General features: G+C 67.2%; 9 protein-coding genes and 1 pseudogene. 5 read left to right on the plus strand and 5 right to left on the minus strand.

Translation table 11 applies throughout. The annotated features are described in order from the left end of the window. Positions 1–170: 170 nt before the first annotated feature. On the minus strand, positions 171–2,291 hold the full coding sequence (fusA, locus tag AB0N66_RS34900; protein WP_365442770.1) for an elongation factor G: 2,121 nt from the start codon (positions 2,289–2,291) through the stop codon (positions 171–173). A gap of 1,006 nt (positions 2,292–3,297) precedes the next feature. Here fusA and AB0N66_RS34905 point away from each other — a divergent pair. Then, the gene (locus tag AB0N66_RS34905) at positions 3,298–3,561 is read left to right on the plus strand and encodes a hypothetical protein (RefSeq protein ID WP_365442629.1); all 264 of its coding nucleotides are present in this window, start codon (positions 3,298–3,300) and stop codon (positions 3,559–3,561) included. 109 nt (positions 3,562–3,670) lie between these two features. Here the strand turns inward: AB0N66_RS34905 and AB0N66_RS34910 are convergent, their stop codons facing one another. From AB0N66_RS34910 to AB0N66_RS34920, 3 genes are all read right to left on the minus strand, one after another. Further along, a complete protein-coding gene (locus AB0N66_RS34910; RefSeq protein WP_365442631.1) occupies positions 3,671–3,877 on the minus strand; it encodes a DUF397 domain-containing protein in 207 nt (68 codons plus the stop codon). Then, positions 3,874–4,734, minus strand: a complete 861-nt coding sequence (locus AB0N66_RS34915; RefSeq protein ID WP_365442633.1) for a helix-turn-helix transcriptional regulator — start codon at positions 4,732–4,734, stop codon at positions 3,874–3,876. Before AB0N66_RS34915 ends, AB0N66_RS34910 begins: the two co-directional genes overlap by 4 nt. Positions 4,735–4,922: 188 nt before the next feature. Continuing rightward, positions 4,923–6,872 (minus strand): DUF262 domain-containing protein, encoded by a 1,950-nt coding sequence (locus AB0N66_RS34920; protein WP_365442635.1) that lies wholly within the window; start codon positions 6,870–6,872, stop codon positions 4,923–4,925. A 280-nt stretch (positions 6,873–7,152) separates the two neighbouring features. Here AB0N66_RS34920 and AB0N66_RS34925 point away from each other — a divergent pair, with 280 nt between their 5' ends. The 4 genes and pseudogenes from AB0N66_RS34925 (at position 7,153) to AB0N66_RS34940 (ending at position 12,436) form a co-directional block, all read left to right on the plus strand. Next, positions 7,153–7,629 carry an ATP-binding protein gene (locus AB0N66_RS34925; RefSeq protein WP_365442637.1) on the plus strand — a complete coding sequence of 159 codons (477 nt, stop codon included), beginning with the start codon at positions 7,153–7,155 and terminating at the stop codon, positions 7,627–7,629. 110 nt (positions 7,630–7,739) lie between these two features. After that, on the plus strand, positions 7,740–8,666 hold the full coding sequence (locus AB0N66_RS34930) for a serine/threonine-protein kinase (protein ID WP_365442639.1): 927 nt from the start codon (positions 7,740–7,742) through the stop codon (positions 8,664–8,666). Continuing rightward, a pseudogene (locus AB0N66_RS34935) lies at positions 8,555–8,944 on the plus strand (3'-5' exonuclease); the annotation flags it as partial. The gene AB0N66_RS34930 and the pseudogene AB0N66_RS34935, both read left to right, overlap by 112 nt. Positions 8,945–9,109: 165 nt before the next feature. Beyond that, complete coding sequence (locus AB0N66_RS34940; RefSeq protein ID WP_365442641.1) at positions 9,110–12,436, plus strand: type ISP restriction/modification enzyme; 3,327 nt, start codon at positions 9,110–9,112, stop codon at positions 12,434–12,436. A 13-nt stretch (positions 12,437–12,449) separates the two neighbouring features. On the opposite strand, the gene AB0N66_RS34945 is transcribed toward AB0N66_RS34940, so the two are convergent. Then, on the minus strand, positions 12,450–12,845 hold the full coding sequence (locus tag AB0N66_RS34945; protein ID WP_365442643.1) for a hypothetical protein: 396 nt from the start codon (positions 12,843–12,845) through the stop codon (positions 12,450–12,452). Positions 12,846–12,901: the final 56 nt, after the last annotated feature.

Genomic DNA, 12,901 nt, shown 5'->3' on the forward strand with positions numbered 1-12,901 from the left:
CCCCCATCGCGTGGCGTGTGCGACACCCCAAGTGGCGCAACATGTACGGCGCCCCATGCGGCGCAGGATGTACAGCTCCCCATGCGGCGCTGAAGCTGATGCGCTGAGGGCGCACCGGCATGTCCGCCGTGGACGGTCCCGCCCGCGTTCGGGCGGGACCGTCGTTGCGGCTACCGGGCCGGTGTCCCGTCGGACGCCGTGCTTGGTGCCGGGGCGTACCCGGTGGGCCGGGTGGTGAAGACTCCCCGGCCTTGAGTCCGGCTGCGCAACCGGGTCGCGTAGCCGAACAGCTCCGTCAGCGGCACGGTGGCGGTGACCAGCACTGTGCCCGCCCGCGCGGTCGAGCCCGAGACCCGGCCGCGCCGCGCCGCCAGGTCACCGAGCACCCCGCCCACGGCCTCGTCGGGCGCGGTGACCGTCACCTCGGCCACCGGTTCCAGCAGGACCATCGCACTGGCGCGCAGTGCTTCCCGGAGCGCGAGTCGCCCGGCCGTCCGGAACGCCATCTCCGAAGAGTCCTTCGGATGGGTCGCTCCATCGGTGAGGACGACACGCAGCCCGACCACCGGGTGACCACCGAGTGGCCCCTCGGCCAGGGCGTCCCGGCAGCCCGCCTCCACTGCGCGGACGTACTCCTGCGGCACCCGCCCACCGACGACGGCGGACCGGAACTCGAAGCCCGTCGCGTTGCCACCGGTGCTGTCGCCGGCGCCACCCGCGGCGGCCGCCTCCAACGGCTCGACGTCGAGCACGACATGGGCGAACTGCCCGGCGCCGCCATCCTGCTTGACGTGCCGGTAGACCAGTCCGGCAACGCCGCGGACAACCGTCTCCCGGTACGCCACCCTCGGCCGGCCGACCCGGACATCCAGCCCGTGGGCGCGCCGGATCTTCTCCACCGCCACCTCCAGATGCAGTTCACCCATGCCGGACAGCACCGTCTGCCCAGTCTCGGGATCGGTCCGGACGACGAGCGAAGGATCCTCCTCGACCAGTCGGGTCAACGCCGACACCAAGCGCTCCGTGTCGTTGCTCGCCCCTGCCTCGACGGCCACGGACACGACCGGATCAGCCGTGGTCGGCGGTTCGAGAACCAACGGTGCCCCGGGCGCGCACAGTGTCGACCCGGCACGGACCGACTTCAGCCCGACCACCGCGACGATGTCCCCGGCCACCGCCCGGTCCAACTGGGCGTGGCGGTCGGCCTGGACCCGCAGGATCCGCCCGATGCGCTCGGTTCGCCGCGCGCCCGCCTCCCACACTGCCTCTCCCTTCCGGATCGTTCCCGAGTACACACGCAGGTACGTCAGCCGCCCCGTGGCGGTCGCGCTCACCTTGAAAGCCAGTGCCGCGAACGGCGCCGCCGGGTCGGCGGCCCGCTCCTGCTCCCTGCCGTCGAAAGTGCCCCGCACGGCAGGTACATCGAGCGGCGAGGGCAGATACGCCGACACAGCGTCCAACAGCGGCTCGATACCGCGGTTGCGGTAGGCCGAGCCGCACAACACCACCACGCCGTCACCGGTACGGGTCAGGTCGCGCAGCGCGCTCGCCAGGGTCTGCGCGGAGACGGTGGACTCCGCGCAGAACTCCTCCAGCGCCATGGGGTGGAGTTCCGCCACCGCTTCCTCCAGCACCCGGCGACGCCGGTGCGCCTCGTCGAGCAGCGCCTCGGGTACGGGCTCCTCCTCGACCGTGTCACGCCCGTCGGCCCAGATCAGCGACCGCATACGCAGCAGATCCACCACTCCGGTGAACCCGTCCTCCGCGCCGATCGGCAACTGCACGACCAGCGGCGCCGGATGCAGCCGCTCCCGGATCGACTCGACCGCCGAGTCGAGGTCCGCACCGGCGCGGTCCAGCTTGTTGACGAAAGCGATCCGTGGCACCCCGAACCGGTCGGCCTGCCGCCAGACCGACTCACTCTGCGGCTCGACCCCGGCGACGGCGTCGAACACCGCGATCGCGCCATCGAGCACCCGCAGCGAGCGGGTCACCTCGTCGGAGAAGTCGACATGCCCCGGGGTGTCGATCAGATTGATCCGGTGGCCGTCCCAGGCACAACTGACGGCCGCGGCGAAGATGGTGATCCCACGATCTCGCTCCTGGGAATCGAAGTCGGTGACGGTCGTGCCGTCGTGGACCTCACCGCGCTTGTGCGTGGTCCCGGTGAGATACAGGATCCGCTCGGTGACGGTGGTCTTTCCCGCGTCGACGTGGGCGAGGATGCCCAGATTGCGGACAGCGGTCAGCGGGTTGGCAGGGTGAGCGGGAGAGGTGAGGTCTCGGTGCAGGTCGGTACGCACGGCCCATGGCCTTTCAGGGTGATCCGGAACGGGTCGGCGCGATTCCCGGACGAGACGACCTGTGCCCGTGGGCACGCCTGAGAAGACGCAGGCTCACGGGGACGCACACGCCCGGTTCACTTGGTACCGGCGGGCAGAGAGGTCAGGTGTTCGTCGCGGACATCCGGTTCCGGCCGCGCAGCCGGCACCGGACACACGGAGACACGAGGATCACCTCGTACCGTGACGGGGGAACAACGACAGCGGTGCGGTAACGCACGGCCCGTCTCCCCTCATTCGTCACGGCACGCGCCACGGTGTTGTGCGGCGCGCGTTGTGTGGCGAGTGTAGGGAACCGGGCGGGGGCGGGGCACTGGGTTTTTCTGCCCCGCGGCATGCCCGGTACCGACCGGGGGCGCCGACGCCGCTTCGGCACACCGGACTGTTGTCCGACGGCCGAGCGGCGTCACACGCGCCGCCTTTAGCAGCATTCGGGCCGCCCCGCGACACCGTAGAACAGCGCCACATCGGTGTTGCTCATGCCCATGAGCAGTGTGCCGCGAATCCCATAGCCCGATGCAGCAGCTCCACTTCCTTACGGCGCCGACATTCGCTCGTGCCTCGTGCTCGCAGGAAGCGCCCCGGATCCCTCGTCGGGCGGGCCCTGACCGTACTGAGCACCGAAGTTCGGGTTGGTCATGACGAATCTCCGTTTGTGCCGAGTTGGTTCGGTGAACGCGGGATCTTCGGGCGAAGTACTGAGGAGCCGGACGCCTGCCGTCCGGCCGACGCCCGGATCACGGACGCAGCCCGCGGATCTTCCGTCCCGGCTCCCGTCGCGGGGTAGAAGGTGGCGCCGGCGACACGGCCGCCCGAGTCCTCGAGGCCGCCACTGAAGTCGAGGCGGCCGGACGCGCTCGCCTTGGCCGCGATGCCGTCCCGCTCCCAGCGGATGTCGGCGAAGAGTCGGTCCAGGCCCTAGGTGTCCGGCGCGAACGAAGGATCGCTACAGGGCATGGCCTGGTGGACGGCGGTGCCGACTCCGGCGAGGACGGCCGGCGTGGTGGCGGCGCTGCGGTCGGCGAAGGGCGGGAAGTACGACGAGGACAACTTCGACATCGCCTTCGACAAGGCGTTCAACGGGTACATGGCCGATCGCGTCTCCACCATCGACGCCCTCGGCAAGCGCTATTTCGGCGCCGACCGCAACTTCAAGTCGAACCTGGACCGCAGCGCGCGGCGCATGATCCGCAGCAAAGAGGGTCTGGACGACGTGTAGTCCCGGCCGAAGCAGTGATTGGCAGATTTGTGCTACGCGATAATTCCATCAGGCCTGGTCACAGCCCTGAGCGCTTGGCGCAAATCTGCCAATCATGGCCTCCTATGCGTCAGCGGCCGGAGGCCAACGCCACGAACCCGGCCCATGCGTCTACCCCAACGGCCAGTACGGGCCCGGCGAGTTGCTTCGAGTCGCGTATCAGGACGGCTTCGGGGGCTGCGGCAACCTCGACGCATTCGCCGCCCTCGCCGCTGCTGTAGCTGCTCTTGAACCAAGCCGACTCAGGGACGGTCGGCTCAACACCCCGGTGGATCATTTCTCTCCCAGAAGTCCCTCGACGAAGGCCAGCGAGTCGCGCGGCGTCAGGGCCTGCGCTCGAAGGATGCCGTACTGCTCTTCGGCATCCCGCACCATCGCCCGCTCTGTGTACAGACGGCTGTTCCGCTGGACCTCAACGTAGGCCATCCTCCGCCCCTCACCGTTCTCGATCAAGGTGAACGGCCCGCCCAACCCGCAGTGCTCCGTGCGGTCATTGGGGATCACCTGGATCTCTACGTTCCTCCGCTGGCCATGTAAAAGGATCTGCTCAAGCTGGCCCTGTAGTACCGGCCACCCGCCGACCGGCCGCCGCAGGACCGACTCCTCGATCACGAAGCTGAGTGTCGGCAACGGTCTACGCAAGAAGATCTCCTGACGTGCCAACCGGGCTGTGATGCGCTGCTCCACTGTCTCTTCGTCAAGGAGAGGGCGGCGCATCGTGAACACGGCGCGCGCGTAGTCCTCGGTCTGCAGCAAGCCCGGCACCGCCAGGGTCGCGTACACGTGCAGGCACACCGCCTCGGCTTCCAGTCGGGCCACATCCCTGAAGAACGCCGGATACTGCGCCCGCGCCAGCTCCTCCTTAAGCGCCTTCAACACACCCCCGGCATCCAGCACTTCATCCGCCCGGTCCACAAATTTCGGCTGAGGAATCCGCCGCCCCTGCTCGATCGACGCGATCGACTCCCCCGCGTACCCCACAAGCTTCCCGAACGCCGCCCGCTCCAGCCCCGCCCGCACCCTCAACAGCTTCAACTGCCGCCCGAACGCGGCCACAACGCCCGACCCTGGCTCGTCCTCCGGCCGCTGCCCCGCGTCTTCTTCACCCCGCAGGTTCACCACCGACACGGCCACCGCCTCTCCCCCGCCCCGCACGTACACGCCCGCCCCGCCACGTACACGCCCGCCCCGCCACGTACAAACCTAACCGCGACGACGCGTCACCAATGGTCACGCTACGCCACCACGCATCACCGTGAATGGGGGATCAGGAATGCCCGAGGCAACTCCTTACGCCTGGCCATGAGCCGTCGCCCTAGGGCTCACTGCTCGGCGCGCAGATTGCGGATGTAGCCGCGCAGCGCGTCCGTGCTGTGGAAGATGCGGTAGTCGCCAGCTTCGAGTGCCGCCTGTTCTGACTCGGATGTGTCGGGGGCCAGGACGACAGGCACACCGCCATCCGCCCACAGCCCCTGGGGCCAGAAGGCGGCTGCCACAGTGATGGCGGCTCCGGTGTGCGGGTCGCTGACCTCGCTGTCCAGTTCCGGTGTTGCCAGGTCGGCTTCGCGCAGCTCGGACAGCAGTGCACGGAGGCCGGGGACCTCGTCGGCCGCATCGGCTTTCGCCGTGGTGGGCGGGGCGGCGGAAGAGGTCGTGGTCAGCGACGCCCGCGAGTCCGCGAGGGCTACCTGGGACGGGCCGTCGTGCAGACCCTGGAGGAACTCGTTTGCGGCGCGGGCCAGGAGAGCGCGCCGGGCGGCAAGGAAGTCGGGGTAGTTGGACAGTTTCCACAGGTCGGGGTCCATCGGGATCCACTGCGTTGCCAGCGCCCCCGGCATGCGCGACTCGATCTCTGCCAGATACTCCGCCGGTTCCTTCGCCGCGATCTTCAGATTGGTGTCCTGCGTGAGGAAGCAGAAGTTGGCGACGGCGTTCACCTCTGCCCGGCCGTAATCGTGCTTGTAGAGCAGTGCCTTGGGGAAAATGTGGTGCACCTGAAGCGAGCTGAGCCGTCCCAACATCCCGTCTCTCAGAGGGACGCCGCTGACGAAGTCCTGGGCACCGTAGATCCGCGTCAGCATGTAGAGCAGCGGGTAGAAGCGGGAGCCCATGCTTGACCCGACGAAGTCGTCGCAACCGACCTCGAGGTGGCCGCCGCGGCTGCGCCGCAGCACACTGATCAACTGGTCGACCCCGCCGTCGTCGAGAGCCTGCAAGTCCTGGTTGAGGACAGTCTCCGTGGCTCCCGTGTGGCGCCCCCAGAGGAAGCTGTGCACGTACCAGTAGAAGAGGCGGTCACGTGTCATGGCGTCGGGGAACGAACCGCTGTGATGATGGAGCAGGCGGCTCATCACGGGGAGGGCCCCGCGGCCGCTGAGCACGGCGCCGTGATCGAGCCCCAGTCGTCCGCCGAGCGAGTTGAGCAGATACGAGACGGAGTCGATGGTCTCGGCGAGTCCCGACTGGAACGCCGGCACATCCACGTCGGCGAGCTTGGAGAACTGCGCCTCACCGGTGATGACGGCATTGACGTTGCGCAGCAGCCAGTCGAGCTTGAAGCCGAAACCGGCGGTCGACCAGTCCTGGAGCGCGCGGTTCATGGTGGGCCGGGCGGCCGGCCAGGCCGCGCAGATGGCGGCCAGGGCGAGGTCACCCTTGGAGAGTTTGGTACCGCCTGAGTTCACCCGGTTGAAGATCTCCACGACCACGTCAATGGTCTTGTCCTCGCCGGTCACCTCGTCGATGTGGACGCTGCGGTCCTTGATCTGGGTGATGCGATTCAGGCGTTCGATGTAGGCGACCTGGAGGTCGGCGTCCCCGTTCGCCAACTGGGTCACGGCGAGGAGCTGGCTCGCCAGTCCGCTCTGGAAGAGGGCGGTGACATCCACCCAGATCGGGTTGTCCTTCATCTTCGCCGGAGCGTAGAACTCGAAGGCTTCCGTCTGCAGGTTGAAGTGCAGCCCGGTGAGCGCCGAGGCGTTGCCCTCGAAAAAGCTCGGGGCTCTGCCGCGGGTGACACCGTAGAGAGTGGTCACGCGCTGCTGGCCGTCGAGCAGGAGGTGGATCGTGCCGTCACGACCCGAATTTCCGCCGCGGGTCTGCACACCGTCCGCCTTGGTGCTCCAGGTCAAGAACCCGCCGATCGGGTACCCGCGGTAGAGGGATTGGAAGAAGCCGCGTACCTGGTCCCGTGTCCAGACATAACCGCGCTGGAACTCGGGAAGCGCGATGTCTCCGGCATCGATCTTGTCCAGAACCTGCGAAATATGCACCGTCGTTGAGCCTGTTCTTCCGGTTCTGGCGGCTGCGTCCTCCACCAGAACGTGGCTGACCGATTGCATGAAGTTAGCAGCTGGTGGCGGGGGCAAGTCGTGGTCGGGTTCATATATTCGAGCGCGCTCGGCCAGCAGGCCGCGGGAGCCAGTGGACCGGTCCCGCAGTCGGAACCGTGGGGCGCACATCACGTACAGGTCCCATACCGGCACGTACAACCGCCCGGTGACGGCACATCACCGCTGGTCACACCAGATCAACGGGCGTCAGCGTGGAGGCATGACCAGTAACCCGGGGACCGACTCCACAGCCACCGCCCAACTCACCACCCCCACCCACCACTTCGCCATGCGCTTCAGTTCGACCCCACGAGGCGCCCGCCTCGCCCGGCGGCTCTGCAGTGAACGGCTCGATGCCTGGGGCATCCCGTACGGCAGCGACGTACACGACGTACTCACCCTCATCACCGCCGAACTGTGCGCGAACGCCGTCCGCCACGGAAACGTCCCTGGCCGCGACTTTCACCTCCAAGTGACCACCGAAGCCACGTCGACCGTACGGATCGAAGTGACCGACACCCGCGGTGAACGGCTCCCCGCCCCGGCCCCCGCCGACCTGGAGGCCAACCAAACCGACGGCCGCGGCCTGCTCCTCGTCGCCGCGCTCGCGGACCTGTGGGGCTGGTGTCCACGCGCCGACGGCCCGGGAAAGACGGTCTGGGCGCGGCTGACGATCCCGGCCGCCGCTGACCGGTAAAAGGCACAACCGCTGGACGGAAGATCGCAGCACCCGCGAGACTTGTCCCCCACCAGTCCGAGCGGCGCCGACCCACCGCACGTCGGCGAGACCACTCGACGGGGGTACGGGTGCCACAGAAGCCAGTCGCGGGACGTTACGAACTCCTGGAGGAGCTCAACCACGGCGGCCTGGGAGACGTACGGCGCGGCTACGACTCCGTACTGGACCGGCTCGTCGCGGTGAAGGTGATCAGGGGCAGTCCGTCACCTCCGCGCACCTCGCCGAGGAGTTCGCCAAGCGCTTCAAGCGCGAGGCGCGAATCACGGCGCGGATCCAGCAACCCGGGCGTGCCGCAGGTGTACGACGCGGTGCTGGACGACACGTACGAGCATCTGTTCCTGGTGATGGAACTGGTCAACGGCGCACCGCTGACCGGGTATATCCATCCCGGCAAGCTGCTGCCCGTCAGCTGGGCCGTGGCCGTCGCGGCGCAGGTGGCGACCGTGCTGTCGTACGCGCATGACGTGCCGGTCATCCACCGCGATCTGAAGCCGAGCAACATCCTCGTGGTGCGGGACGCGACGGTGAAGGTCGTCGATTTCGGTATCGCGGCCATCCTGCGGACCGACGTCCCCACATTGACCGCGACCGGCAGCCCGATCGGCACCTACCAGTACATGTCCCCGGAGCAGATGCGCGGCCGGCAGATCACGCCGCAGGCCGACCTGTACGCACTGGGGTGCATGCTGCACGAACTGCTCAGCGGTCAGCCGGCGTTCACGGCGGAAGGCGAATTCCTGCTGATGTTCCAGCACGTCAACGCGGCGCCGACCCCGCTGCGACAGCTGCGCGCCGACGTACCGGTCGAGTTGGAGGAGCTCGTACTCCACCTGCTACGCAAGGCACCCGAGGCGCGCCCCGCGGACGTGCAGGAGGTGTACGGCTCGACAGCGGCGTCACTGCCGGCGAGATCGGGGTCAGCGCCCGCTTCAACAAGACGTGCGACAAGGCGGCAGCAATACTCAAAGCCGCCGGTGTCCCGGTCATGCGGCTGAGCGGCAATGCGGCGACTGATCCGGATGCGGTCAACGTCGGCACGATGCACTCCTTCAAGGGGTTGGAGTACCGGTGCGTCGCCGCGATCGGCGTGAGCGAGGGCACACTGCCGTACGCGAAGGCAGTGACGCCTGCTGAATTCGATCGTCTCCAGCACGCGAGGGACCTGCTGGCGGAGCGCTGCCTGTTGTTCGTTGCCTGCACCCGAGCTCGGGACGGACTGCATGTGTCTTGGTCCGGAGAGCCGAGTCCCTTCCTGCTCGACACCGGAGTGTGAGCCGGGCGCACACCGGGGAGCACGGGGCCGAAGTGTGCGCCCGGTGCGCCGCATATCCCAACGGAAAGGGCCTGCAGCACCCCTGACTTTTCTGCAATACCCCGTGAAACTAAGGTAGTTGAGGCCTGCACCCACCGTCGACGGCGGCCTCGCCCTGGGGGGCCTGTGCAGAGAGACGAGTACGGCTGGTTGCGCTCTGCCGTGACACGGTTCGGCGCCTCGTGCAAGCAGAAGCTGTCGGGCGGCGGCAGTCCGGAGGCAGCAATACGCGGCCCGCTGGAAAACCTGCTGCAGGCAATCGGCGAACACCACGAACAGCACGAGGTGACCTGGCACGACGAGTACCGACTGCCCGACCTGGGGGTGCGGCCCGACTACGCGGTGCGTGCAGGGCAGGACATCATCGGTTACATCGAGTTGAAGCGCCCCGGTCTGTCCGTGGACCCGGAAACCTTCGGCAAGAGCAACCGCGAACAGTGGGAGAAACTAAGGGACTTGCCCAACCTGCTGTATTCCAACGGGACGGAGTGGCGGCTCTTCCGGGACGGCCGACAGATCGGCGACGGGGTCTTCTTCTCGGGCTCGCTCAAAAGCACCGGTGAGAAGCTCGCCATCGGCGATCCGGCAGCCTTCGACGTCCTGCTCAAGCAGTTCCTGATGTGGAAGCCCCAGCCCATCGCGCAGGTGGCCCGGCTGGTACAACACGTCGCCCCGTTGTGCCGACTGCTGCGCGGCGCCGTGCTGGAGCAGCTTGCCGCCGAGGCCAGATCTACCGCTCCGGACCACGACACGCGCGCGCGGCCTTTCACCGGGCTCAGGAACGACTGGCGACGGTATCTGTTCCCCTCCGCGGACGATGTCACCTTCGCCGACGGCTACGCACAGACCGTCACCTTCGCACTTCTTCTGGCTCGCACCGAGAACATCCCCCTCGAACCCGATTCCTTCCACGAGATCGGCCGGCACCTGGACGCCGACCACGCCCTCATGGGCAAGGCGCTCCAGCTACTCACGGACAACATCAACGAACGCTTCACTGTCACGCTCGATCTGCTGACCCGCACCATCGCCAAGGTGGACTGGGCCGCCATTCGCAACGGCAACCGGGATGCCTACCTCCACCTGTACGAACACTTCCTCACGGTCTACGACCCCAAGCTGCGCCAGCAGAGCGGCTCTTACTACACGCCTCGCGAGGTCGTCGCGGAAATGGTCCGCCTCACGGAGGATGTGCTCCGCAGGCGGCTGGATCAGGAGCTGGGCTTCGCGGCGGACGACGTGAGAATCGTCGACCCCGCCATGGGCACGGGCACGTTCCTCCATACGATCATCGAACGGGTCGCCGAGCAGGCCGTCGAGCGTCACGGCCCGGCGATGGCCCGCGATGCCATCTCCCGGCTCGCATCAAGACTGTTCGGCTTCGAGTTGCAGATGGGGCCCTTCGCAGTATCCGAGTTACGGGCATCCGACCTGCTGAAAAAGTACAAGGTCCCTTTGCCCGAGGGCGGGCTCAACCTTTTTGTCACCGACACTCTGGACAACCCTTATGCCGAAGAGGAGTACCTGGCCTCGACATACGGCGCCCTCTCCCTCTCACGCAGACGCGCCAATCAGGTCAAGGCGACCATCGCGGTCACCACCGCCATCGCGAACCCTCCCTACGACGACAAGGCGGAGGGCCGCGGCGGCTGGGTGGAGAAGCGCCCGGAGGGGAAAGAGCCGCCCGCTCTCGACGCCTTTCGGTATGAGGGCAACGGCCGCTACGAACACGTTCTCAAGAACATGTACGTGTACTTCTGGCGCTGGGCCACCTGGAAGGTCTTCGACGCCCACACCGAGGACCGACATGGTGTGGTCTGTCTGATCACCCCGTCGGGGTGGGCCACAGGACCCGGCGGCCGCGGCATGCGGGACTATCTGCGGCGGACCTGCGACGAAGGCTGGGTCATCAACCTCTCCCCCGAAGGCCAGCGCCCCGAGATCGCGACCAGAGTGTTCCCAGGAGTTGCTCAGCCGCTCGCCATCTACATCTTCGTCCGCAAGGCGGGCCTGGAACGCGGGCCGGAACACCGGGCCCGCATCCACTACCGGGCCGTGAACGGGAAACGCTCCGACAAATTCGCACAGCTCAAGCAGATCCATCTTGACGACGGCGGATGGCATGACACTCATTCGCAAGGAGCACGCCCACTGACTCCAGCCACGGAGTCCGGCTGGGAGGACTTCCCCGAACTCAACGATTTGTTTCCATGGGGCAGTCCGGGAATCAAGGCCAACCGCTCCTGGGTGAGCGCGCCCTCCGCCGAAATCCTGCGCCGCAGATGGGCACGGCTGATCCGCGAGTCCGACCCGGTGCAGAAGGTCGAACTTTTCAAAGAGACGCGCGACCTGAATCTCACGGACAGAGGACAGCCGTTACAAGGCATAGCTTCCCCGACACGCCCTCTCGTCGAGGAAACGCGCACCACCCCGCACCTCATACGCACGGCGCTGCGCAGCTTCGACCGCCAGTACCTCATCGCCGACAACCGCGCACTCGACTACCCACGCCCCGACCTCTGGGCATCCCGCCAAGACGGCCAACTCTTCCTCAACCAGCAGTCGTCGCACGAGATCGGCTCGGGTCCAGCGGTGGTGGCGACACACCTGATCCCCGATACACACCACTTCAACGGGCGTGGGGGCCGCACCATGCCGTTACTGCACCCCGACGGCACCCCCAATACTCCCACCGGTTTCCTGCCGTACCTCGCCCGAGCTCTCGACCGTGCGAGCCTCAGCCTGGACGACCTGGCGGCCTACACCATCGCGGTTGCCGGGCATTCCGGCTTCACCGAGCGATTCACAGAGGAATTGCTGACCCCGGGCGTACGCCTGCCCCTCACTCTCGTCAGCGACCTGTGGGACAAGGCAGTGGCACTCGGCCGGGAAGTTCTGTGGACGTCTACTTTCGGCGACCGGTACGCGGAGCCGTCAGCAGGACGCCCTGCCGGGAGCGTCCAGTTCGCTCCCGGTGACACACGGCAAGTGAAGTACGTGACCCACATCGGTGACACGCTCCCCGCTCGGATGCGCTACGAGCCCGAATCGGAGACACTGCACGTCGGTGACGGCACCTTCAGCCCGGTGACCGAGGCAGTGTGGACGTACGACGTCGGTGGCATGGAGATCGTCAAGAAGTGGTTCGGCTATCGCAAGGCGTCACCGAACAGCAAGAGGACCAGTCCGCTGGACGACATCCATGTCGAGAGCTGGCCTCCGGAATGGACCGGCGAGCTCATCGAACTACTCTCCCTGCTACGTCGGCTGACCGATCTCGCCCCGGCTCAGGCCGAGTTGCTCGCAGGGATCCTGGCCGGCCCGACCGTCACACAGAAAGATCTCCAGAGCGCAAGCGTCCTGCCGGTGCGCCCAGCGGCTCGCAAGGCCAGACTGCGCGCGACCGGCGGACTGTTTGACGATCCAGGATCAGGCAGCGTCGGAGGTGGATGAGGCCACCCCGGGTTCAGATCCCTCGGTCCATGCTCGCGAGCGCCTGATCAAGCGTGACATCGCCCTGCACCAACTGCCGCACGGCGCGCGTCAGATGGGGATGGTCGTCCTCAACAGCTGCGACCAACCGCACCACATCCGTCAGCCGGGACTCCGCGGCTTCGTGGAGCGCCTGATAGTGGATGGCCGCGCCCAGATCAGTGGCAGCCACCGCACCGTCCTCCCTCAGAGCGAGTCCCAGGAAACCGAGCTCCTGGACATCACGCAGCACCTCGCTTACGTCCAGACCTCGCGCGAGAATGACCACTTCCGCTTCTTCGCCTTCGGCAGGATCCGGAAGTTGCTCAAGAACCAGCTCCGCCAGCAAGCGGCACTGTGAATCGGCGAGCACAAGACGCGGGAGCGGCATGCGCTCATACCTAGCACAGCGCCGCGTCCTGTTGCCCTTCGCCGTGCACCGCGTGG

This window comes from Streptomyces sp. NPDC093544 (assembly GCF_040683495.1).
Lineage (GTDB): Bacteria > Actinomycetota > Actinomycetes > Streptomycetales > Streptomycetaceae > Streptomyces.